Below are 21462 nucleotides of genomic sequence, written 5' to 3'. Positions count from 1 at the left end.
AAGTCCACTGCGAACGGGGACACAAGGCTGTCCCTGGTCGGGTAGCCGACGCCGATCCGCTCACCTGCGGCGGATGATCCGCTCTGAGGCGCGGCTCGAAAGACACTTGTGATCTACTTCGTAAAGGCGGCCGATAGGTAAAAAACCGACAAACAGTACAAAACGGACTAAAGGCAGCCCCTAAAAACAAGGGTTCCGTGCTGCCCGGCATCCGCGATGCGAAAAAGCCGTGACGCGCCGGTTTCGCGGGTCGGTGCCGTGGTTCGGAGACGACGTCCACCACGTGGCCGTCGTCGTCCGCTACCGGTAGGGCGCTCAGCGCGTGGGCGAGAAGCACCATGGTGATCCTCCCCGGAGGCCGGTGGTGGCCGTCCCGGTGTGGGTTATGGGGTGTGCCGGATGCGGCGGCCGGTGATATCGGTGGGTGTGATCTTGACGTAGAGCTCGCGGTCGCCGCCGGCCCAGGGCTGGACGCTCAAGGCGATCACGGCGGCCTGCTCTTCGGCGGTGGAGACGTGGTGGACGCCGCCGCGGATGAGTACGCTCCAGCCCTCGCGGTTGGCGTCGTCGATGCGGTCGATCTCGAAGGCGATCTTGAATTCGACTCCTTTCAGGCCGGTGTTCAGGTTCGCGTCGAATGGGCCGCCGAAGGCGGTGCGGAAGATCACGCAGCCTTCGTGGAGGACGTAGTTGACCGGGAGGATCGTCGGGCCTTCGAGGTCGTCGAAGGCCAGGCGGCCGATCCCGCCGGGGGAGATGAGCCGCAGGCACTCCTTCGCGTCCAGGCTTTCCAGCTCGGGGTGGAGGGCGGCTCGGCCCTGCCCGGGTGGTTGGTCGACGGTCGCGCCGAGGAGTTCGGCGGTGCTGGTGTCCAGGGCGGAGGCGAGGCGTTCTATGGTCTCGATGGCGGGCGCGGCCGCTCTTTGCTCCACGTAGGCGAGGTAGGAGGCGTTGATTCCCGCGCGGTTGGCCAGTTCCTCCCGGTTCAGGCCGAGGGTTTCGCGTCGTCTGGTGATCCGGCGGCCGAGGTCGCCGGGAGTGGCGAGTCGTTCAGCCATGGGGCTCTCCTTTCGGGGTGGTTCGTGTCGCCACAGTGTTCTCGGATCTCTCCGTACGGCGGCGGGGTGGGGGTGGCTTTCGGGGATGTCTTCTCACCGAGGACGCTATGGCGGGGCGAGGGTGAGGGGGCAGGGTCGAAAGTCCCTGGTGGATGGGCCTTTGGGACGCTGCGAAAAGTGTTGTCGGCCGGTCGAATGGAGAGGAGGGAGAGTTCGGGGAGGTTGAGATGGCAGCGCGTGTGGTGGTGGGTGTGGACGGCTCGTTCCCGGCGGACGGTGCGGTCGAATGGGCCGTTGACGACGCGGTCCGGCGTGGTTGCGCGTTGAGGATCGTTCATGTGTGTGAGCCGTGGCCCGGTGACATCCCGCTTCAGACTCCGCCGGGTTTTCGTGACTCCGTCACCGAGTACGGCCAGGGGGTGTTGGAGCGCGCGGCCGTGTTGGCGCGTGAGCGTGCTCCGCATCTGGAGGTGGACACCTTGCTGGAGGCAGGTGGGGTGATCGGGGTCCTGCGGCGGGAGGCCGAGGACGCGGAGCAGGTCGTGCTGGGCAGTCGTGGGCTGGGGGGATTCGCCGGGTTGCTGCTCGGGTCGGTCTCCTTGGCGTTGGCCGGGCATGTGGAGGCGCCGGTCGTGGTCGTCAGGGGTGTGCCGGAGCGGATTCGCGGCCGGGTGGTCGTGGGGTTCGACGGCTCCGATCATTCGGTGGTGGCGCTGGAGTACGCCTTCGAGGAGGCCGTCCGGCGTGGTGCCGGGTTGCGGGCGATTCACACCTGGCAGATGCCTGTCGTGGGGCCGAGTGCCCTTGTCTACACGCCGTTGGTCGAGGATCTTCTCGTCGCTGAGCAACAGGTCTGTGTGGACGCGCTCAGCCCGTGGCGGGAGAGGTATCCGCGGGTGGAGGTCGAGCGGACGCTGGTTTGCGGGCATCCGGTCGGTGTCATCTGTGAGGCTTCGGCCGGCGCGGATCTGGTTGTCGTCGGCTCTCGGGGGTTGGGCAGGTTCGGTTCGGCGGTGCTGGGTTCGGTCAGTCACGGGGTTTTGCATCATGCCCGCTGTCCTGTCGCCGTGGTCCGGGGCCGGGGGGAGGCGTGATGGGCGTTGGTCCTTTCGGTGGGGGACTTTCGCCGCTGACGTGTTCTGGGGCATTTCGCGATCGTTGTGGTGAGGAGGTGCGTGATGACGGAGAAGATGGCCTCGGTGGTCCGCAGGGCGGTTCGGGCCGCTACGTGGGCGCCGTCGGTGCACAACACCCAGCCCTGGTCCTTCGGTGTCGACGGTGACGAGATCGCGCTGCGCGCCGACAGTGACAGGAGGTTGCGGCTTTGTGATCCCAGCGGCCGGGAGTCGCTGATCAGCTGTGGTGCGGCGCTGATGAACGTGCGGCTCGCGTTGCGTGCGCTTGGTTATGAGCCGAGGGTGCGGGTGCTGCCCGATCCTGACCGTCCTGCCCTGCTGGCGACGGTGCGGCCGGGGGTGGCGATGATGGCGGATGTGGAGGCCCGGCTGTTGTACGGCGAGGTCGAGCGTCGTCGTACTCATCGGGCCGGTTTCACGCGGTTGCCCGTTCCGGAGCCTCTTCTTGAGGTGTTGGTGGCGGAGGCGGGTGGTGAGGGGGCGCGGCTGACGCCGGTTCGTTCCGAGGTGGCTGTCCGGGTGCTCGCCGCGGTCACCTGTGCCGCGCAGGATGTGCAGTCCCAGGACCGGTTGTTGTCGCTGGAGGTGGTTCGCTGGGCGCGTCCGCCGGGGAGTTCTCGCGGGGACGGGGTTCCGGCCGAGGGGTATCCGCGTGTGCCCCGGCGGACCCGTCCGCACTTCGCTCAGCGCGACTACGCCCACGGTCACCCCTGGGGGAGTGACGCCGATCAGTTTCTCTCTGTTTCCACCGGTGTGGTGGCGGTCCTGACGACGAAGGGTGATTCTCGCCAGGATTGGATCATGGCTGGTCAGGCGTTGCAGCGTGTTCTGTTGCGTGCCTCGGCCCATGGTCTCAGCGCGGCTTTCCACACCCAGGCGCTGGAGATGTTCCATTTGCGGGAGTTTTTGCGGCAGGAGTTGTGCTCGCAGGAGTACCCCCAGATGATCATGCGTTTGGGGATCACCTTCGATGACAGCGGTGGGGTTCGGCGGCCGGTCACCGAGGTGCTGGAAGAACGCTGACCGGACTGGTCGCTGGGGAATCCGCGGAATTCGGCGTCTTCGCCGTGACGGCGCGGACCTGCGGGTGGCGGCCGGTGCGGGCCGGACGAAGGGTGGCGAAGCCCTCATCCATGCGGCGCCCGTCCCTGGACGAGCTCGGCGGGTACGGGTGCGTCGAGGTATTCCAGCAGGGCGGCGAGCTTGTCGTCCAGTTCGAGGCCGATCTGGGTGATGCCGGGATCGCCGAAGCTGGAGAAGCGGGTGCTGGGCTGGTCCACGGCGAAACAGGTCGTGCCCCCGGGGTCCTGGTAGATCGCCGTACGCAGCGGCGCGTAGAGCAGGACGGCCGGGTCACGGTGGAACATCCGCTGGGCGGTCGTGTGGTTTCCCATCAGGTACTCGACGCAGAGCCACGGGTCGCCGGCCAGCCGCATCAGGGGTGGGGCGTCGAATCTCCAGTAGATGAGGAAGTGGTGCGGCGCGTTCTCGGCCGTCGCCCGCACAACGGTGTCCCAGTCGGCGTTGTCCCTGATGAGCCGTTCGAAGCGTCCGGTGTCGATCGTGGGAACGGCGCGTTCGTAGCGCTCACGGAACTCCTGGAACGGGGCGGAGACGCCGATGGTCAGGCGGTTCACCTCGTGTGTGACGGTGTGGACCCCGGTGCCCGTCTGCTGAGTCATGATCTCTCCGGCGTCTCTAACGTGCAGTTTGATAGCTAGATATATGACAGACCGTATGAAGTAGACTTGCTTATCGCAAGCCAGCTATGGGTGAGAGGGGTTAAAATTATGGCAACCGACCGAAATGGGCGTGGGGCTGTGCCCTGCCCGATCGGCCGGGCCGTTGACGCCGTGGGAGAACGGTGGACGTTGCTGATCCTGCGCAACGCCACGCTGGGTATGACCCGTTTCGAGGACTTCCGATCGGATCTGGGCATCGCCGACAACATCCTGTCCGCCCGGCTCAGCCGCCTCGTCGAGCGCGGCCTGCTCACCCGGGTGCCCTACCGCGACGGCGGGCGCACCCGCGACGAGTATCGTCTCACCGCCGCGGGCGCCGACCTGCTCCCGGTGCTGCACGCCCTCGCCGCCTGGGGCCACGAGCACACCGCGCCTGCGGAACCCGCCGAACCCATGCGGGTCGTTCACCGGACCTGCGGGCACGCCACCACGGCGGGCGGGCACTGCGACCACTGCGGGCACCCCGTGCGCCGCGAGGAGGAGGCCTGGATACGGCCCTGGCGCTCACCTGAGCCGACCCCCCTCGCCGACCCCGTCACCTGAGAGAAGGGGCCGCCGGTCCCGGGCGGGGACCGGCGGCCGGATGAAATCGGTCAGCCCGTCGCGGAGGTGGAGTAGACGGGCGGGATGAGGCCCGCGGCGGCGTCGGTCTTGAAGGCCTTGTCGAGACCGGCGCAGAACTGGGCCGCCGACAGGTCGCCGTTCACCACCTTGTCGATGTTCTCCAGGATGAACTGTTCGGCCTTGCCGCCGAAGGAGGTCCAGGTGGTGTACCCGACGGCGCCCTTCTCCGAGGCGTCGTTGATCTTCTGGTAGTGGTCGACGACCCGCTGGTCCACCCCCGGGGGCACGTCGGCCTGGGTGAAGGTGATCGGCAGCGGCACCCGCAGGCCCAGCGAGGTGGCCTGCCACATAGTCGTGACGTCCGAGAGCATCCAGCTCAGGTAGGCGGCGGCGGCCGGGAGGTTCTTGGAGGCCGCGTTGATCGACATGGTGCCGCCGACCGACAGCGGGTAGATCTCGGAGGGCACGCCGGGCGCGAGCGGGGGCAGCGGCGCCTCGGCCCACTCCGAGCCCGCCTCCTTGAAGTACTTGTCCAGGGCGGCGAACTCCCAGCTCCCGGAGATGTACATGCCGGCCTTGCCCTCGGCGAACATGGCGTACTTCTGCGGGTCCTGGAGGGAGAAGTACTGCTTGGCGCCGCCCGCGAAGTAGCCCTTGCCGAAGTAGTCGGCCAGCAGCTGGATCGAGTCGACGAACGACTGGTCGGTGAGGGGCAGTTTGCCGGTGAGCGCCTGGTTGATCTTGGCCGGGCCGGCCACGCCGTTCATGAACGAGCTGACCAGCCAGTCGGTGGCGCCCTGGTAGGTGGCGTTGGCGTTGACGAACGGCACGATGCCCTTGGCCTGCATCTCGCCCGCGAGTTTTTCCAGGGAGGCGCGGTCGGTCGGCGGGCTCCAGCCGTTCTGGGCGAACAGGGTCTTGTTGTAGTAGACGACGAGGGTCTCGTAGTAGAGCGGGACGGCCAGGAACTTCCCGTCGATGACGCCCATGTCGTAGGCCCAGGGCAGGATGCGTTCCTTCCAGCCCTCCTTCTCGGCCAGCGGGCCGAGGTCGGCGAGGTAGCCCGCCTCGGCGTAGGGGATGGCGGTGGAGGAGCCGGGGGTCTCGATGAAGTCGGGGCCGCGCCCGGCCGCGAGGGCGGTCTTGACCTTCTGGCCGAGGGTGCCGCCGGTGCTGGGGACCGCGTCGACCGTGACCTTCGGATACTTCTTCCTGTACGGCTCGATGTACCACTTCTCGAATTCCTTGACCGACTTCTCGTCGTTGGAATCGAGGTCGTACCACATCGTGACCTTCCCGCCGATCTCCGCGGCGGCGGTGGGCACGACGGTGTTGTTCTTGACCGCGGGGGGCTCGGCGGCGCAACCGCCGAGCAGGGTGAGCGCGGCCACCACCGCGAGCGTACGGCGACGTGTGACCATGTCTGGCTCCTTTGGTGCCGGTCAGAAGTGGGGGAGTGCGACGGGCACGCCGCCGCGTTGGGCCGAGGCGTGGGCGGCGATGCCGACCGCCGTCCAGTTCGCGGCCCGGGTGTGGTCGATCGCGGGCGGGCGGCCCTCGACGACGGCGGACACGAATTCGTGCACGAGATGTGGATGCGAGCCGTCGTGGCCGCCGCTCGTGTAGGTGCGGATCTCCTCGGGCAACAGGTCGGGCCGGTCCGGCGCGACCACCGGTTCGGTGGTGACCTGGCGGCCCCTGGCCTCCGTCGGGGGCTGGAGGGTGTGCAGGACCATGTCGCGGTCCCATTCGAAGCCGAGCCGGTCGCCGTAGACGGAGAAGGTCTCGGCGTAGGGGCGGGCGACCTGGTAGAGCGAGCGGGTCAGTTCGACGACGGTATTCCTGCCCGCCACCCGCACCAGTGCCGACTCGACGGCGAACTCGTTGTCGTAGCCGCCCCGGTTTCGCGGGTCGAGCAGGCCGCCGCCCAGGGCGGTGACCTGTGTGGCGGGGGCGTCGAGCAGGTGCAGGATCGGCGCGATCGCGTGGGTGGCGTAGTGCATGGGCGGCAGGCCGCGCCAGTAGCCGGGCCAGCCGGTCATGTCCTGGGTGTGCACGCCCCGGGCGTGGCTGATGTTTCCGAAGGCGAGGCCCGCGGCGTACAGGAAGGCCCGCGTGTAGATCGCGGTCTCCATCATCATGTACGTCGTCCCGGAGCGTTCCCTGGCCTCGACGATGCGGGAGATGTCCGCGAAGGACAGGGCCATCGGCACCGTGCTGGCCACGTGTTTGCCCGCTTCCAGGGCGGCCACGACGTGGTCGGCCCGGTCGGTGAGCCCGGTGACGATGTGCACCGCGTCGACGGTGGGATCGGCCAGCACGTCGTCCAGGGACGAGCCCTCGGCCGGGTCGGCCGTCACCACGGACGACACCAGGGGATGGTCGCGGTAGATCGGGACGAACTGCCGTCCGAATCCCAGTCCCGCCACCGCGACCTTGATCATCGCCCTGACTCCGGGAACAGCGCGGCCAGCGCCTCGGCGAGACGGAGGTTGGACTCGCGGGTGCGGCCCGCGTTGTGCGGGGTGTGCACGACGTTGCGCCGGCCGAGCAGCGGGTCCTCCAGCGGCACCGGTTCGACGTCGAACACGTCGGCGGCCAGGCTGAGCTCGTCGCCGAGCACCCGCCGGCGCAGTTCCGGCATGTCGACGACGGCCGCCCGGGTCACCAGCACGACCAGGCACCCCTTGGGCAGGGCGCGGATGTGCTCGGCGGTGATCAGCCCCTCGGTACCCGGCAGCAGCGGCACCATCGGGGCGAAGATCTCCGCGTCGGCGAGCAGGTTCTCCAGGTGGTGGACCCGGCGCGCGCCCGAGCGGTGGAAGGACGGCTCGGCGGCGAACGGGTCCCAGGCGGCGACGTCGGCGCCCAGCATGTGGGTGAAGGAGGCGTAACGGCTGGCGATGTTGCCCGCGCCGACGATCCGTACCCGGGTGCCCTCCACGGTGCCCGCGGTGAAGTCGGGGTCGTCGGCGTACTGACCGTAGGAGTATTTCCACGGGTCGAGGCTCTGGATGATCTCGTGGTGCGTCTGCGGGATGCGCCGCAGCGCGCCGATCGTGAGGCCGAGGGCGAACTCGGAGACCGACTGGCCCCAGTAGCCCTCCGACGGCAGCCGCAGCTGACGGATCCCCCGCGCCGCGAGCAGTTCGTCGGTCTCGGCGGGGGAGCGGTAGCCGGAGCTGACGTAGGTCTCGGCCAGTGCCGGGAGACGGTCGAGGTCCTCGTTCGCGGGCAGCGCGCCCAGGGAGATCAGCCGTTCGGTGTCGCCGGGGAGGCCATCCAGGGTGGCCTGGCGGGCCAGGGTGGCTCCGGGCAGCAGGGTGAGCAGGTGGTCGGCCGTGAAGGGCCAGTGCCATTCGAATTCCGGGGTGGCGACGATCGTCGTCTTCATCGTGGTCCTCATGTGGTGAACGACGTCCAGATCTCGTCGATGGTCTGGGGGCCGACGGGGTGGGCGAACACCGCGACCCGGTGCCGGAAGGCCCGGCTCTCGTCCTCGCCGAGGGTCCACGGCCCGGCGACGCAGGCGCTGGGCGCGACGCCGAACTCGTTGTCGACCCGCCAGGGCACGGGGTGTTCGAGGTTGTCGGGGTGGTCCATCACCGCGACCTGCGCCTCGCCGGTGTGGCCGGGCACCGCCATGCGCACCGCCACCCAGCGGGCCCGCCGCCCTTCCGCGTCCGCGTCCCGCAAGCCCTCGCTGTTGATCGCGTGGCCGCCGGTCTCCTTGCGGTAGGGCATGCGCAGGAACAGCCCGCCGTAGGGGTACTGGCCGAACGTCAGCGGCACCCGCGCCTGGAAGGTGAGCACGACGTCCAGGTCGTAGCGGTCGCCGTGGTCGGTGAGCAGCCAGTCCTGGGTCTCGCGCATCAGCGGGGAGCCGTCGGGGTGGCGGTAGTCGGTGCCGACCGACCACCACGCCCTGTTGTCGCGTGCCTGGGGGGTGCCTTGGAGGCGGGGGTGGAAGGTGCCGTCGGTGGCGGCGTGGGACGGGCGCAGGCCCTCCAGCCAGAAGCCGACGCCGTTGACGTCGTTGAGGCCGACGTAGAGGCCGTGCTGCCAGGGGTGGTGGCCGGGGGCGTCCTCGGTGACCGCCGCGGTGCCGCCGGGCACCACGATCGGGTGGATGAAGGGGCGCCTGCCGGGGGTGGCGTTCTGCACCACGATCGGGGTCCGGGAACCGGCGTGGAAGACGCCGGCCCAGCCGGCGTCCGCGAGGACGGTGAGTTCAGTGGTCATTGCCGTACACCGGGATCTCGAGTTCGACGCCTTCCAGGGCCGACTGGTGGGCGCGGATTCCGGCGCTGGTCCAGTTGGCGGAGGCGTACACGTCGGGGAAGGGGCGGCGGTTCTCGATGACGGCCATCAGGAACTCGTGCGCCAGGTGGGGGTGGGAGCCGCCGTGGCCGCCGCCCTGGGTGAAGGACAGGTGCCGGTTGCCGTCGGCGTCGTAGACGCCCTCGGTGGTGAAGTGGCGGATCTCCTCGGGCAGCAGACGGGCGAAGTCGGGGACCTCGCTTCGCTCGCCGTCCTCACCGGTGAAGATCACCGGGTGTTCCCGCTCCAGCTGCTGCCACTCGTAGCTTCTCAGGGAGCCGTACACGTCGAAGCTCTCCACGTACTCGCGGGCGACGTCGTACAGGGACCTGGTGACCTCCATCGCCAGGTCGGAGTCACGCAGCGAGAACACCGCGCTCTGCACGGCGAAGCGCAGGCCGGACCCGGGATCGCGACCGCCGACCAGTCCCGATCCCACGCAGCGCACCGAGGCGGCCCGCGCCCCGGCCAGCGCGAGCAGCGGCGCCACCGCGTGGGTGGCGTAGTGCATCGGCGCCATGCTCCGCCAGTAGTCCGGCCAGCCCGCCATCTCCTGCATGTGGGCGCCGCGCAGGAACTGGATGCGGCCCAGCGCGCCGCTGTCCAGCAGCTCCTTGGCGTAGAGGAACTCCCGCGTGTAGACGGCGGTCTCCATCATCATGTACGCCCTGCCCGAGGCCTCCTGGGCGGCGACCACCCGGGCGCAGTCCTCCAGCGAGAGCGCCATCGGCACCGTGCACGCCACGTGCTTGCCCGCGTTCAGCGCGGCCACCGACTGGTCGGCGTGGGCGCCGATCGGGGTGTTGATGTGCACCGCGTCGATGTCCGGGTCTTCCAGCATGGCGTCGTAGTCGGTGTAGCGGCCCTGGACGCCGAACCGGTCGGCGATCTCGTTGAGGGGCCCCTCCGACCGCTGGCACACGGCGACCAGCTCGGCGTTCGGATGCGCCTGGTAGATCGGGATGAACTCGGCGCCGAACCCGAGACCCGCGATCGCGACCCGTACCTTCTCTGTCATGGCGTCAAAGGTACGAACGACGCTGAACTGGGACCATGCAATTTCTCGCAGCCTTCCTTCGATTTAGTACATTGTGAAAATGGCGGAAACCAGACACGTCGCCCTGCTCGTCGAGACCTCCAACGCCTACGCCAGGGGTCTGCTGGTGGGCATCAAGAAATATCTCGTCACCCATCCCGGATGGTCGATCTACCTGGGCGAGCACAGCCGCCAGGAGACCGACCTGTCGTGGCTCGACGGCTGGCGGGGCGACGGGGTGATCGCCCGCATCGAGAACGCCGAGACCGCCCGCCAGGTGCGCCGCCTCAAGGTGCCCGCCGTCGACCTGAGCGCCGCCTACCTGGCGCCCGAGTTGTCCTGCGTGGAGACCGACGACGACGTGATCGCCCGGCTCGCGGTCGAGCACTTCGCCGTACGGGGGCTGCGCGACGTCGCCTACTGCGGTGACGCCCGGTTCGGCTGGTCGGTCAAGCGCGGCACCGGGTTCGCCGCGCACGCCGCCCGGCACGGCCTGGCCGCGCACGAGTTCCGGATGGAGCACACCCGCCACCTGGCCGCCGAACGTGAGGCGATGGCCGGCTGGCTGCTCGGGCTGCCCAAGCCGGTGGGCGTGCTGGCCTGCTACGACATCGCCGGGCAGGAGATCCTGGAAGCCTGCAAGATCGCCAATCTGGCGGTGCCGGACACCGTCGCCGTGCTGGGCGTCGACAACGACGAGCTGATCTGCAACCTGACCACGCCGCCGCTGTCGAGCATCCAGCCCGACACCACCCACACCGGGTTCCTGGCCGCCTCGCTGCTCGACCAGATGATGTCCGGCCGGGCTCTCGCGCCGAGGCTGCACCTGATCGAGCCGCTTCGGGTGGTCACCCGGCAATCCAGCGACATCCTGGCCGTCGACGACCCGATCGTGGCCTGCGCGCTGCAGCTCATCCGCGACCGCGTCGACGACGGCCTGCCGGTGGAGGCCGTGCAGCGCCACGTGGGACTGTCGCGGCGCTCGCTGGACTACCGGTTCACCCAGGTGCTGGGCCGTACCGTTCACGAGGAGATCACCCGGGTCCGGATGGAGCGCCTGGCCGACCTGCTGATCCAGACCGACCTGTCGTTGCCGCAGCTCGCCGAGCGGATGAGTTTCAGCCACTCCGAGTACATGGGGGTGGCCTTCAAGAAGTTCACCGGCAAGTCGCCGGGGGAGTACCGCCGGGCGCACCGCGCGCGTTAACCCTTCACCCCACCGCTGGCCAGGCCCGCGATGAACTTACGCTGCATGAACAGGAACAGCAGCACGGCGGGCAGCGTCATGATGACCGCCGCCGCGTTGACCAGCCCGAACAGCTGGGTGTGCCCCTGGCTGTACTGCAGCAGCGCGGTGGCCATCGGCAGCTTCTCCGGCGTGGTGACGAAGATGACCGCGAAGAGCAGTTCCGAGTACGCCCCCAGGCCCGCCACCAGCCCCACGGTCAGCAGCCCGGGTCTGGCCAGGGGCAGGATGACGCGCCAGGCGATCTGCCACTCGTTGGCGCCGTCGATCCTGGCCGCCTCGTCGAGTTCCCTGGGGATGCCGACCAGGAAGGTGCGCAACAGCAGCACCGAGAACGGGGTGTTCAGCGCCACGTAGATGATGATCAGGCCGAACAGGCTGTCGATCAGGTTGAGGTTCGACCACAGGAAGAACAGCGGCACGATGAACATCTGCACCGGCAGCGAGATCACCACGAACAGGTAGTTCTCCATGCCCCGCTTGAACGGCAGGTCGAGCCGTGCCATCGAGTAGGCCGCCGCGCCCGCGCACACGCAGGTGCCGATCACGGTGCCGCCCACCAGGACGACGCTGTTCCACATGCCCCGGCCGATGCTGCCGCGCGTCCAGGCCTCGATGTAGTTGCCGAACTCCAGGCCCGAGGGCAGGCCCAGCGGGTTCTGGCCGAGTTCCAGGTCCGACTTGAAGGAGTTGAACACCAGGATCAGCAGGGGCAGCCCGGCGAACAGCGCCAGCAGGATCAGCACGAGGTAGGAGATGGGGGTGCGCCGGATGCCGCCGGACGTCCTGGAGGTCACCGCGTGTCCTCGTTTCTGCGGATGAAGTGGAAGATCACCAGCAGGACGCCGCCGAGCAGCGAGATCGCCAGTGCCATGAACGAGGCGTAGCCGGGTTCGAGCGCGGTGAACGCGGTCCGGTTGACCAGCAGCGACACCAGGTCGCTGGATCCGGCCGGGCCGCCGCCGGTGAGCGCGAAGGAGTAGTCGAAGGCGAGCAGCGAACCGAGGGAGATGATCATGATGGCGAACATCAGGGTCGCCCGGATGCCGGGCAGCGTGACGTGCCAGAACTCGCGCAGCGGACCGGCGCCGTCGATCCGGGCCGCCTCGAACAGCGACGGGTCGACGCTTTGCATGGCGGCCAGGAACAGCACCACCAAGAAGCCCCAGAAGTGCCAGTTGTCGACGAAGGCGACGCTGTACAGCGACAGGTTCGAGTCGCCGAAGAAGTAGACGTCGTTGAGCCAGGTGATGCCCATCTTGTCGAGCTGCGCGGCGATCCCGGTGGCCGGGTCGAGCAGGCTCTTCCAGATCTGCGCGTTGACGACGCTGGCGATCACGTACGGGACGAAGAAGACCACCCGGAACAGGGAGGCGCCTCGGCGGACGCGTGACAGCATGAACGCCCCGACCAGGCCCATCGCCATCGGCACGGTCAGGAACATCACCAGCCAGATGAAGTTGTGGCCGAGGGCGTTCCAGAAGGTCGGGTCCTCGATCAGCCGTCTGGCGTTGGCCAGGCCGGTGAAGGTGGGGGCCGAGAAGCCGTTCCAGTCGGTCCAGGCGTAGTAGAGGCTGCTCACCGCCGGACCGGCGATGACCAGCAGGTTGATCGCCAGCGCGGGGAGGACGAAGGCGATGGCGATCAGCCGCCGCCTGCGCAGCCGGCGGCGGCCCTCGTCCGGGAGGATCGTCGTGGTCACCCTCGACCACCCGCGCCGCTCCTGGACTTCTCGTCGAGGTCCGCGCCGAACTTAATGCCCGCGCCGAACGCCTCGGGGCGGGTGGTCGGCCGTGTTCTCCGGGGGGACCGATGGATCATCGCCGGCTCCCTTCTCCTTGTGACATTTCTGCCGTATTGCGCTATATGCACCTTTTCTCCCGTTGAGTACGGGAAAGACACACAAACGGTTACGGTGCCGCATCAACAGCGTGTTCTTGTTGGAGCAACGTACGAAGCTCGCCCTCGCAGGACCATGCAGTATCCCGCTGGGATCCTTCGATTTATTACACGCGTGTTTCGCGGAGGAGTCAGACGGGTCGCCGCGTGCGGATGGGGTAATCGGCCCGCTCACCCTCATGGCGCTCCGGAAGGCCCGGAAAGCGGATCACGCCCCGTGGCCGGAGCGGATCAGCGGCCCGTCCGGCGGGAGGCGGTCACGAGGTGACGTCGCCGCCCGGCGGCGGCCATTCGTCCCCCCAGGAGATGTCGCGCGCCTGCCGGTAGGTGTCGCCCTGGCGCTTGGAGACGATCTCGTCGGCCAGTCCGTCCTCCCCGGTGCACAGCCGCATCGACACCAGCCCCTTGCGCTTGAGCGGATGACGCAGGACCCGGCCGGCCGCCGGGGACCAGCGCCGGGGCGAGGCCGCGACGTAGGAAAACTTCTCGTCCTCGAAACCCAGCGTGCCGACTTTGATCTGCCGGTGCAGCGCGCTCCGGTTGAGCCGCACCGAGAAGTGGCACCAGTCCCGGCCGCTGGGAATGGGGCACGCGTGATCGTGGGGGCACGGCGCCAGCACCGACAACCCCTGGTCGATCAGCACGTCGCGGGCGGCGACGATCCGGGCGTACCCGGCCGGTGTGCCCGGCTCGATCAGCACGACCATGGCCGCCTCCGCCGCCAGGGACCGCACCACGCTCTGCTGCGCGGCGGGAGACAGCTCGTTGAGGACGTAGGACATGGTGACCAGATCGGCGGGGGGCTTGGTCACGGCCGTGCGGACGACGGTCTGCTCCCACGAGGCGTTCCGCACCGCGTCCGACACGGCCCGCCCGGCCAGCTGCCGTCCGAGGGCGATGGCTCTGGGCGCCTGTTCCAGCACGGTGAGGCTCCTCAGCGACGGCCAGATCCCGGTGGCCGCCCACAACGCGGTGCCGGTGCCGCCGCCGACGTCCACCTGCGTGCGGGGGGCGAATCCCGGCGCCAGGTTCGCGACATGCCGCAGCGCGGTGGAGACGGCCGCGAAGGTCGCCGGCATGCGGTAGCCCGCGTAGGCCGCCACGTCGGCCTCGGAGCCGAGCACGGTGTCGGCGGGGTCGAAGCCCTCCCGGTACTGCTGTATCAGGTTCTGCACGGAGCGTGTCATGTCCGCCGGGGAGAAGCGGCCGAGAGCGCCGTCCAGTGCGTCGCTGAGATCTTTGGGCAAGCTGGCCATGCCGGTCATGATTCCCGCTGGGGATCCGTCTGTCGAAACGACCTTCCGCGCGCCGGGTCGACGGCGGACCGCCCTACGGCGTCAGGGGCGGGCCGCTCCGTCGCGTGCGCGCCCAGATGACGGCGGTGATCGCGGCAAGCAGGACGCAGGGTCGGATCGTTTGGTCAGACGCTACACGCATCCCCGCGCCGACCGACCGGCCCGTCACCGATCCACCGGGTCGTCCAGGCTCGGCTCGCGCCCCGGACGCCAGGCGGCTCCCCATGCCCGTCCGTGGAGGTCCGCGGGGAGAACGTCGTGGCGCGACGTCGAGAGCCCGCGTGTGCTTTCGTCCCAATAGTGAACACGGCCACAATGGGCGTGCCCTACGGAGGAGAACACGATGGCCAAGTACCTGCTGCTCAAGCACTACCGGGGCGCGCCGGCGTCGGTGAACGACGTGCCGATGGAGGAGTGGGAGCCGGAGGAGGTTTCGGCCCACGTGCGGTACATGCGGGACTTCGCCGCCCGGCTGGAGGGCACGGGTGAGTTCGTCGACAGTCAGGCGCTCTCCCCGCGGGGGACGTTCGTCCGCTACGACGGCGAGGGGCGGCCGCCGGTCACCGACGGCCCGTTCGCCGAGACCAAGGACCTGATCGCCGGCTGGATGGTGATCGACGTCGAGACCTACGAGCGGGCGATCGAGCTGGCCGGCGAGCTGTCCGCGGCTCCTGGGGCGGGTGGGAGGCCGATCCACGAGTGGCTCGAGGTGCGCCCGTTCTACGCCGAGCAGCCCACGGTCACCGAGTGAACGAGTCGCTGCTGCGGGAGCTGGTGCCCGCGGTGATCGGCGTTCTCGTCCGTCGCGGAGCCGACTTCGCGGCCGCCGAGGACGCCGTGCAGGACGCCCTGGTCGAGGCGGTACGCGTGTGGCCGGGCGACCCGCTGCGAGATCCCAAGGGCTGGCTGATCACCGTGGCCTGGCGTAAGTTCCTCGACGCCGCCCGTGCCGAGACCTCGCGACGGCACCGCGAGATACGCGTCGAGGGGGAGCCGGTGCCCGGCCCGGGTGGGGTGGCCGACGACACGCTCCAGCTGTACTTCCTGTGCGCGCACCCGTCCCTGACACCGGCTTCGGCCGTCGCGCTCACGCTGCGCGCGGTCGGCGGCCTGACCACGCGTCAGATCGCGCGGGCCTACCTCGTGCCGGAGGCGACCATGGCCCAGCGGATCAGCAGGGCCAAGCGCGCCGTCTCGGGCGTCCGGTTCAACCAGCCGGGTGACGTCGCCACGGTGCTGCGGGTGCTCTACCTGGTCTTCAACGAGGGCTACTCCGGCGACGTCGACCTCGCCGGAGAGGCGATCCGGCTCACTCGCCAGCTGGCCGCGATGACCAGGCAGGAGGAGGTCGCCGGCCTGCTCGCGCTCATGCTGCTCCACCACGCGCGGCGTCCGGCACGGACCGGCCCCGACGGCAGGCTCGTGCCCCTGGCCGAGCAGGACCGAGGGCTGTGGGACACCCGCATGATCGCCGAGGGCGTCCGCGTGCTCCAGGCGGCCCTCGCCCGCGACCGGCTGGGCGAGTTCCAGGCCCAGGCCGCCATCGCCGCGCTGCACGCCGACGCCCGCACGACCGAGGAGACCGACTGGGTGCAGATCGTCGAGTGGTACGACGAACTGGTGCGCCTCACCGGCAGCCCGGTGGCCCGCCTCAACCGGGCCGTCGCGGTCGGCGAGGCCGACGGCCCGCGAGCCGGTCTGGCCGCCCTGGCGGGGCTCGATCCCGCCCTGCCCCGCCACGCGGCCGTCGCGGCCTACCTGCACGAACGCGACGGCAACCCGGTGTCCGCGGCGCGTCTCTACGCCGAAGCCGCCCGATCGGCACCCAGCCTCCCCGAACGCGACCACCTCACGCGACAGGTCGCCCGGCTCAACGCGCGGCTGCGCGGTTGACGAGCGGCACCCCGGCTCCTCGCTCCAGATCCGTCGCTGTCCCGGCCGCGGCCGGAACGGCCGGTACGCGGAGCCTGGGGGAGGGGCCGTCAGGGGGTCTTTTGCAGGAGGACCGGCTCAGTGGCGCCGCGCCGGGTCACCACCAGGAAGCGCCGCCGGTCCCGGTCGGCGTTCGCCGGGGTCAGCGGTTCTCGCAGCAGGCCGATCGCCTGCACGATCTGCGCCCCGGCGATGTTCGCCGTGAAGTCGGCGAGCGCCTTCCGGTCGCCGTGCGGGGCGTTCCTGGTGTTGGCCAGCCAGAGCGTGTAGGTCTCGCCGGGCTTCAGGCCGGACACCGTCATCTCCAGCAGGTCGAGCGGGCCCAGCGAGTTCACCGAGACCGTGGCGTGCCCCCTGCGCCGGTCGCCGCCGGGCGCGATCAGGACGATGTGCCCGTTGCGGCCGGCGACGCCGAGCGGGACCAGGCCCGAGGTGCCGGGCCCGGACGGTACGGCCTCGGGGACGTAGACGAGTGCCTGCGGCTGCTGGCCGATGGGGATCGTCGCGATGACCCGGTTGGCGAGCGCGTCGATCGCCATGACCGCGTCCTGGTTCTCCAGCCCGACGTAGACCCGGGTGCCGTCCCCCGACCCCCACACGCCGTGCGGCAGGTCCCCGGTGGGGATGGTGGCGACCAGCCGTGGGGTCGCGCCGCCGCGGCGGTAGACCTTGACGACGTTCTCCTCGCCGACCGTCACGTACGCGAACGCGCCGTTGACGTTGTCCACCAGGGTCACGTGGTTGGTGATCGGCCCGGTGTCCAAGGTGGTGAGGATGCGAAACGGCGGGGTGCCGCTCATCACCTGCGTCCTGCCGGAGTCCTTGAGGGTGAACCACACCTCCTGGCCGTCCCGGCTCACCGACAGGTTCGGGGAGAAGGGGCTGGCCTGGGGCAGCCGGGCCACCACCCGGTAGGTGCGGGTGTCGATCACGTCCACCTCGGGGGTGAAGCTGGAGGGCACGTAGGCGTAGCGCCCGTCCGGGTGGAACAGCACCATGCCGGGCCCGTTGGCGGTCGGCACCCGGCGGATCTCCCGCATCCTCACCGGGTCGATCACCGAGACGTAGTCCTGGCCGCGTACGGTCGCCCAGACCTGCCTGCCGTCGGGGGTGAAGAACGCCTCGTGCGGCGAGCGTCCGATGTAGACGACGCCCTTGACCCGGTTGGTGGCCGTGTCGATGAGGGTGACCGAGTTGGAGGCGATGGAGACGACCGCGAGCGTGCGCAGGTCCCGGGAGAACCCCATGCCGTGGACGAGCAGCTGGCCCTTGTACAGCGGGTTGAGCGAGGCGGGCACCGGGTCGCCGAGGCGGATGACGCCCAGCAGCCGGTTCACCGACGGATCGATCACCGAGACGGTGTTGGAGGTCTGGTCGGCGGTGTAGACGCGGTCGCGGCCGGAGACCGCCACCGTGGGCCCTGTCGCCGCTCCTCCCGGGCCGGGTCCGCGCGCCCGTCCCGTCCCGGTCTGGGACGGCGTCGCGGTGACGGGCGCCGGGGTCGCCGGAGCGGGCGTAAGCGTGGGCGTGGGCGCCGTCTCCAGGCGGCGGCGCATGACGTCGATCTCCTGCTGCTGGGTGACGATGATCTCCTGGGCCAGCCGCCGCAGGACGGGGTCGCGCCCGTGGGCCAGTACGGCCTTGGCCATGTCGACGGCGCCCAGGTGGTGCGGGATCATCATGGCCGCGAAGTCCCGGTCCGGATCGCCGGTCATGGGGGCGGCCGCCATGTCCAGGTGCATCCGCCGCATGCTCTGCGACATCGCCGCGCCGAACGCCGACCCGGGCCCCTCCGACACGGCGCCGTGGTGCGGGCGCCCCTGACCGGCGCAGGCGGCGGCCAGGACGCAGAGCGTCGCCGCGCCGAGCACGCCCAGTCGCCGCGCGGCCCCGCCCCGGCGCGCGCCGATGTCCCTCATCCGCATCCCCGTCCGTCATGACCACGATCGGGGGGATGCGCGGGGCCGGTGTCCGTCCGCCGGAACGGCCCCTTCGCTGGACTTCACATTCCCCGGTGACCGGTCCCGCAACCGCGCCCCCCGGAAGCCCGCGGGACCTTCAGGGGTTGTCTCTTACCCGGTCGTTCACGATGTGCCTGTCGGGCGCGGGGTCGGCCGGGGCGCGCCGGAGGGCGAAGGCGAGGACGGGGCCGAGGGTGAGCAGGATCGCGAGGGCGGCGTAGCCGTGGGTGAGCCGCGGTGGCGATGCCCGCGACGAGCAGGGGGCCACCGGCGTCGCCGAGCTCGCGGCCGAGTTCCGCGGCTCCCATGGTCTGAATACCGGGAGGTCTGACCTGTGTGAACGGGGATGCGGTAACCACTGCGGGGGAACGGATCCGTTACCTTCCCCCGTCGGCACTCGTCACCGGAGAGAGCGCAGGTCCTCGCGCGTGTGAGCGCCTCTGGGTACGGCACTCCTGCGCGCCCGCCACGCGCGTGCAGGTCCTCGCGCGTGTGAGCGCCTCCCGAAACTCCCGGCACCGCTCTGGCGCGTCATCTCCTCCGGCGGCTACGAGCCGGCAGGGCCCTCAGGGAGGTCGGGGGGCGTCGCCGGGCGGGGCAGGCCCAGGGAGGTGATGCGCTGCGCCAGGGCCTCGCGCTGCACCCGGATCTGCCGCCCGTTGTCGTGACCGGCCAAGGTACGGGCACGAACCTCGGCGATGACATGGGAGAGGGGGACGTTGAGCACCACGGCGGCGGTGGCGACGCTGATGGTGGGTTCGTCGGGCAACATCGCCAGCCGGTCGGCGATGACCTGCTCCCGGAATTCGGAGGCGAACCACACGGTGCTGCCGTCGCCGCCGCCGACGCCGAGGTGGAAGACGAGGCCTTCGCGTTCCAGGTCCTGCAGGAGGCGATCGGTGTCACTGAGGGCGCTCATATGGTGTTCTTCCTCGGGTCGGTGATGGCGGTCAGGTCGACGGAACGGAGGTGGGCGCGCCCGCCTGTCGCGGCGCGGCCGGCGGCGGGACGCCGGGCGGCATCGCGCGCGGATCGACGGCCCGTTTCGCCGTCACCGACACCCTGCCGATGTCGGGACGGCTGCCGTCCATCGGGGTGCGCGCCGTATCGTGCTCACCCACGCCACCGCATCCGCCCTCTCGCATCCGCCCAGCTCAATGCCGGTTTTATGACCGAAGGCCGCCCCCGTGGGGAGCCACCTTCGCCCAAGATTCTTTCTGCGATCCTTTGGCCTGTTAAGTGAGTCTGACAAATGACATTCATAGTGTCTATGGGTTGTAGTGGTGTGATGTTGTGTCATAGATCATCTAATGCCAATGTTTGGTCCTCGTCGCCGCGATGTTGTCAGGATTCTTGTCATGCCGGGACGCGTGAGAGCACCCAAGGGTGGACCGGTACGGGCCGGCCCCGCGAACCGCACACCGTCATCGCCCAGGGCCGCCTCGTCCCTCGGTGACACGGACCGGGTAGAGGCCAAGGCGCCCGGTGACCTCGCTTGACCTTGACACGGTGACAAGGTCTTCACTGTCGCCAAGGAGGTGGTCCCGATGACCATGCGGGAACAGGACACGGACACGATTCGAGTTCTCCAGGGGCTGGAGGACAGCCGCTCGTCAGTGCGGCTGCGGGCGGCGATGGCGATCGGCACGACCCCCGACCCACGGTTCGTCGGCAAGCTCGTCGAACGATGCGCGATCGAACCCGAGTTCTATGTACGCGATACGCTGACCTGGGCACTCACCCGCCACCCGGCGTCCGTGACCGTTCCGGCGCTCCTCAGGGAGCTCCGCTCGGAGCGCGCGCAGGCACGAAGCCAGGCGCTGCACACGCTGTCCAAGATCGGGGATCGGCAGGCGTGGCCGGCGATCACACAGGCGCTCCTGTACGACGCCGACGACGAGGTGGCGCGGAGCGCCTGGCGGGCGGCGGTCGTGCTCGTCCCCGAGGGCGAGGAGCCCGAGCTGGCCGCGGTGTTGTCGAGACAGCTCGGACGCGGCGAACGTGAGACGCGGCGGAGCCTCAGCCGGGCGCTGGTCGCGCTCGGTGAGGTGATCGTGCCCATGCTGCGCGCCGCGCTGACGGATCCCGACCCGCGCGTGCGCGTGCACGCGCTCGCCACGGAACGGCTGTTGCGCGACCCGGAGGCCGGATTCGAGTTCACTATCGAGGAGGCCAAGCGTGTCGTGGCCCTCGGCGTCCCCGGCGAGGAGGAGTGATGGGCAGTGTTGATCGGTGAGGTGGCACGACGGTCCGGGGTCAGCGCCCGCATGCTCAGGCACTACGACTCCCTTGGCCTGGTGCGGCCAACGGGTCGTAGCGACGCGGGGTATCGGGAGTACTCCGGCGAGGACATCCGGCGGATCTTCCATATCGAGAGCCTGCGGTCGCTGGGGCTGTCGCTGCGGGATGTCGGGCGCGCGCTCGACGATCCCGGCTTCACGCCCTCGGAGCTTGTCGACGACCTCATCCGCCGGACGCGAGAACGCGTCGCGGCCGAGACGGAGTTGCTCACGCGACTGCGCCGGATCGACGCCGCGGAACCCGCCGGCTGGGAGGACGTCCTCCAGATCGTCGCCCTCCTGCAGGCGCTGGGGTCAAAGAGCGCCGGCAACCGCCAGCGCGCGGCCCTGTCCTCGGCCGAGGAGGTCGCGGTGCCGGTGGAGGCACTGGTCGAGGCGGCGCTGAACGAGACGGATCCGAACGTCGCCGGAGCCCTTCGCTGGGCTTTGGCGCGATCGGGCGATGACGGCTTGGTGCTGCTGGCGGAGGGGCTCGGCTCGCCGGTGGCCGAGGTGCGCGAACGTGCCGTCCAGTCCATCGCCGAGATTCCGGACGGCGAGGCGACCACACTGCTGCGCGAGGCCCTCGCGAATCCCGACGCCGTGGTCCGCAGGTACGCGGCTCTGGCCCTCGGGGCACGCGGAGTGGCCGACGCGATCCCGACGCTCGTCGATGTCGTCGTCGAGGGGACGAACGACGTCGACGCGGCCGACGCCCTGGGCGCGCTGGCGGATCGTCCCGCGCTGGCGGATCAGATCGCCGCCAGGCTCGTCGACCGTCTCACCCACGGCGGCGTCGGATCGCCCGCGCGCCTACGGCTGACACAGGCACTCGCGGACATCCCGGGAACCACGGTGTCACGAGCCCTCGCGGATCTGTCCCATGACGAGGACCGTGCCGTCGCGCTTACCGCGACGTACATTCTCGGGATACGCGATGACGGGCCTTTCCCGGGGCGCCGCGGGCGGCAAAGGTGATCCGGCCTTCGAGACC

The 21462-nt window shown here is 69.8% G+C and carries 22 protein-coding genes; 8 read left to right on the top strand and 14 right to left on the bottom strand.

Translation table 11 applies throughout. The annotated features are described in order from the left end of the window. Positions 1-383 precede the first annotated feature (383 nt). Positions 384-1058: a pyridoxamine 5'-phosphate oxidase family protein gene (locus tag ABD817_RS36650; RefSeq protein ID WP_344923025.1), complete on the bottom strand. Its 675-nt coding sequence runs from the start codon at positions 1056-1058 to the stop codon at positions 384-386. Positions 1059-1210: 152 nt separating this feature from the next. Here ABD817_RS36650 and ABD817_RS36645 point away from each other — a divergent pair, with 152 nt between their 5' ends. After that, on the top strand, positions 1211-2152 hold the full coding sequence (locus tag ABD817_RS36645; RefSeq protein WP_344923024.1) for a universal stress protein: 942 nt from the start codon (positions 1211-1213) through the stop codon (positions 2150-2152). An 84-nt stretch (positions 2153-2236) separates the two neighbouring features. Further along, positions 2237-3217: an Acg family FMN-binding oxidoreductase gene (locus ABD817_RS36640; RefSeq protein ID WP_344923023.1), complete on the top strand. Its 981-nt coding sequence runs from the start codon at positions 2237-2239 to the stop codon at positions 3215-3217. 104 nt (positions 3218-3321) lie between these two features. On the opposite strand, the gene ABD817_RS36635 is transcribed toward ABD817_RS36640, so the two are convergent. Beyond that, positions 3322-3876, bottom strand: coding sequence for a DUF302 domain-containing protein (locus tag ABD817_RS36635; RefSeq protein ID WP_344923022.1), 555 nt, complete (start codon positions 3874-3876; stop codon positions 3322-3324). Between the two features lie 171 nt (positions 3877-4047). Here ABD817_RS36635 and ABD817_RS36630 point away from each other — a divergent pair, with 171 nt between their 5' ends. Beyond that, a complete protein-coding gene (locus ABD817_RS36630) occupies positions 4048-4479 on the top strand; it encodes a winged helix-turn-helix transcriptional regulator (RefSeq protein ID WP_344923021.1) in 432 nt (143 codons plus the stop codon). Between the two features lie 50 nt (positions 4480-4529). Here ABD817_RS36630 and ABD817_RS36625 read toward each other — a convergent pair whose 3' ends face one another. From ABD817_RS36625 to ABD817_RS36605, 5 genes are read right to left on the bottom strand one after another with little or no spacing between them, the layout of a single operon-like run. Beyond that, complete coding sequence (locus ABD817_RS36625) at positions 4530-5921, bottom strand: ABC transporter substrate-binding protein (protein WP_344923020.1); 1392 nt, start codon at positions 5919-5921, stop codon at positions 4530-4532. 21 nt (positions 5922-5942) lie between these two features. Then, positions 5943-6944, bottom strand: a complete 1002-nt coding sequence (locus tag ABD817_RS36620) for a Gfo/Idh/MocA family protein (protein WP_344923019.1) — start codon at positions 6942-6944, stop codon at positions 5943-5945. Then, positions 6941-7894 carry an NAD(P)-dependent oxidoreductase gene (locus tag ABD817_RS36615; RefSeq protein WP_344923018.1) on the bottom strand — a complete coding sequence of 318 codons (954 nt, stop codon included), beginning with the start codon at positions 7892-7894 and terminating at the stop codon, positions 6941-6943. Before ABD817_RS36615 ends, ABD817_RS36620 begins: the two co-directional genes overlap by 4 nt. Positions 7895-7902: 8 nt before the next feature. Continuing rightward, positions 7903-8742 carry a DUF6807 family protein gene (locus ABD817_RS36610; protein WP_344923017.1) on the bottom strand — a complete coding sequence of 280 codons (840 nt, stop codon included), beginning with the start codon at positions 8740-8742 and terminating at the stop codon, positions 7903-7905. Continuing rightward, positions 8732-9838, bottom strand: a complete 1107-nt coding sequence (locus ABD817_RS36605; protein WP_344923016.1) for a Gfo/Idh/MocA family protein — start codon at positions 9836-9838, stop codon at positions 8732-8734. Before ABD817_RS36605 ends, ABD817_RS36610 begins: the two co-directional genes overlap by 11 nt. A 79-nt stretch (positions 9839-9917) precedes the next feature. Between ABD817_RS36605 and ABD817_RS36600 the strand changes: the two genes are divergently transcribed. Then, complete coding sequence (locus tag ABD817_RS36600; RefSeq protein WP_344923015.1) at positions 9918-11063, top strand: AraC family transcriptional regulator; 1146 nt, start codon at positions 9918-9920, stop codon at positions 11061-11063. Here the strand turns inward: ABD817_RS36600 and ABD817_RS36595 are convergent. The 3 genes from ABD817_RS36595 to ABD817_RS36585 all read right to left on the bottom strand — a co-directional run bounded on the left by ABD817_RS36595 (position 11060) and on the right by ABD817_RS36585 (position 14257). After that, a complete protein-coding gene (locus ABD817_RS36595) occupies positions 11060-11899 on the bottom strand; it encodes a carbohydrate ABC transporter permease (protein ID WP_344923014.1) in 840 nt (279 codons plus the stop codon). The genes ABD817_RS36600 and ABD817_RS36595 overlap by 4 nt on opposite strands. Next, positions 11896-12804, bottom strand: coding sequence for a carbohydrate ABC transporter permease (locus ABD817_RS36590; RefSeq protein ID WP_344923013.1), 909 nt, complete (start codon positions 12802-12804; stop codon positions 11896-11898). The genes ABD817_RS36595 and ABD817_RS36590 overlap by 4 nt, the downstream gene beginning before the upstream one ends. Before the next feature lie 454 nt (positions 12805-13258). Continuing rightward, positions 13259-14257, bottom strand: coding sequence for a small ribosomal subunit Rsm22 family protein (locus ABD817_RS36585; RefSeq protein WP_344923012.1), 999 nt, complete (start codon positions 14255-14257; stop codon positions 13259-13261). A gap of 382 nt (positions 14258-14639) precedes the next feature. On the opposite strand from ABD817_RS36585, the gene ABD817_RS36580 reads away from it, so the two are divergent. Both ABD817_RS36580 and ABD817_RS36575 read left to right on the top strand, forming a co-directional pair. Continuing rightward, positions 14640-15047: a YciI family protein gene (locus ABD817_RS36580; protein ID WP_344923011.1), complete on the top strand. Its 408-nt coding sequence runs from the start codon at positions 14640-14642 to the stop codon at positions 15045-15047. Next, complete coding sequence (locus ABD817_RS36575; protein WP_344923010.1) at positions 15044-16189, top strand: RNA polymerase sigma factor; 1146 nt, start codon at positions 15044-15046, stop codon at positions 16187-16189. Before ABD817_RS36580 ends, ABD817_RS36575 begins: the two co-directional genes overlap by 4 nt. 89 nt (positions 16190-16278) lie before the next feature. Here ABD817_RS36575 and copM read toward each other — a convergent pair whose 3' ends face one another. From copM to ABD817_RS36555, 4 genes are all read right to left on the bottom strand, one after another. Next, the gene (copM, locus tag ABD817_RS36570) at positions 16279-18147 is read right to left on the bottom strand and encodes a CopM family metallochaperone (RefSeq protein ID WP_344923009.1); all 1869 of its coding nucleotides are present in this window, start codon (positions 18145-18147) and stop codon (positions 16279-16281) included. A 139-nt stretch (positions 18148-18286) separates the two neighbouring features. After that, positions 18287-18457, bottom strand: a complete 171-nt coding sequence (locus ABD817_RS36565; protein WP_344923008.1) for a hypothetical protein — start codon at positions 18455-18457, stop codon at positions 18287-18289. A 279-nt stretch (positions 18458-18736) separates the two neighbouring features. Next, positions 18737-19108, bottom strand: coding sequence for a MerR family transcriptional regulator (locus ABD817_RS36560; protein WP_344923007.1), 372 nt, complete (start codon positions 19106-19108; stop codon positions 18737-18739). Between the two features lie 31 nt (positions 19109-19139). Next, on the bottom strand, positions 19140-19310 hold the full coding sequence (locus ABD817_RS36555) for a hypothetical protein (protein ID WP_344923006.1): 171 nt from the start codon (positions 19308-19310) through the stop codon (positions 19140-19142). 426 nt (positions 19311-19736) lie between these two features. On the opposite strand from ABD817_RS36555, the gene ABD817_RS36550 reads away from it, so the two are divergent. After that, entirely contained in the window at positions 19737-20405 is a 669-nt protein-coding gene (locus tag ABD817_RS36550; protein ID WP_344923005.1) for a HEAT repeat domain-containing protein, read from the top strand. A 6-nt stretch (positions 20406-20411) separates the two neighbouring features. After that, positions 20412-21446: a HEAT repeat domain-containing protein gene (locus tag ABD817_RS36545; protein ID WP_344923004.1), complete on the top strand. Its 1035-nt coding sequence runs from the start codon at positions 20412-20414 to the stop codon at positions 21444-21446. Positions 21447-21462 lie beyond the last annotated feature (16 nt).

This window comes from Streptosporangium oxazolinicum, assembly GCF_039537505.1.
In the GTDB taxonomy this organism is placed as follows: Bacteria; Actinomycetota; Actinomycetes; order Streptosporangiales; family Streptosporangiaceae; genus Streptosporangium; species Streptosporangium oxazolinicum.
Note: the sequence above shows the minus strand (reverse complement) of the source record. Positions and strands in the feature narration are given on the sequence as shown.

Bases quoted from the DNA above. Each gene is read 5' to 3' on its own strand.
- ABD817_RS36650 (WP_344923025.1), bottom strand. From the start codon at position 1,058: ATGGCTGAACGACTCGCCACTCCCGGCGACCTCGGCCGCCGGATCACC.
- ABD817_RS36645 (WP_344923024.1), top strand. From the start codon at position 1,211: ATGGGCCTTTGGGACGCTGCGAAAAGTGTTGTCGGCCGGTCGAATGGA.
- ABD817_RS36640 (WP_344923023.1), top strand. From the start codon at position 2,237: ATGACGGAGAAGATGGCCTCGGTGGTCCGCAGGGCGGTTCGGGCCGCT.
- ABD817_RS36635 (WP_344923022.1), bottom strand. From the start codon at position 3,876: ATGACTCAGCAGACGGGCACCGGGGTCCACACCGTCACACACGAGGTG.
- ABD817_RS36625 (WP_344923020.1), bottom strand. From the start codon at position 5,921: ATGGTCACACGTCGCCGTACGCTCGCGGTGGTGGCCGCGCTCACCCTG.
- ABD817_RS36620 (WP_344923019.1), bottom strand. From the start codon at position 6,944: ATGATCAAGGTCGCGGTGGCGGGACTGGGATTCGGACGGCAGTTCGTC.
- ABD817_RS36615 (WP_344923018.1), bottom strand. From the start codon at position 7,894: ATGAAGACGACGATCGTCGCCACCCCGGAATTCGAATGGCACTGGCCC.
- ABD817_RS36610 (WP_344923017.1), bottom strand. From the start codon at position 8,742: ATGACCACTGAACTCACCGTCCTCGCGGACGCCGGCTGGGCCGGCGTC.
- ABD817_RS36605 (WP_344923016.1), bottom strand. From the start codon at position 9,838: ATGACAGAGAAGGTACGGGTCGCGATCGCGGGTCTCGGGTTCGGCGCC.
- ABD817_RS36600 (WP_344923015.1), top strand. From the start codon at position 9,918: ATGGCGGAAACCAGACACGTCGCCCTGCTCGTCGAGACCTCCAACGCC.
- ABD817_RS36585 (WP_344923012.1), bottom strand. From the start codon at position 14,257: ATGGCCAGCTTGCCCAAAGATCTCAGCGACGCACTGGACGGCGCTCTC.
- ABD817_RS36580 (WP_344923011.1), top strand. From the start codon at position 14,640: ATGGCCAAGTACCTGCTGCTCAAGCACTACCGGGGCGCGCCGGCGTCG.
- copM (WP_344923009.1), bottom strand. From the start codon at position 18,147: ATGAGGGACATCGGCGCGCGCCGGGGCGGGGCCGCGCGGCGACTGGGC.
- ABD817_RS36560 (WP_344923007.1), bottom strand. From the start codon at position 19,108: ATGAGCGCCCTCAGTGACACCGATCGCCTCCTGCAGGACCTGGAACGC.
- ABD817_RS36550 (WP_344923005.1), top strand. From the start codon at position 19,737: ATGACCATGCGGGAACAGGACACGGACACGATTCGAGTTCTCCAGGGG.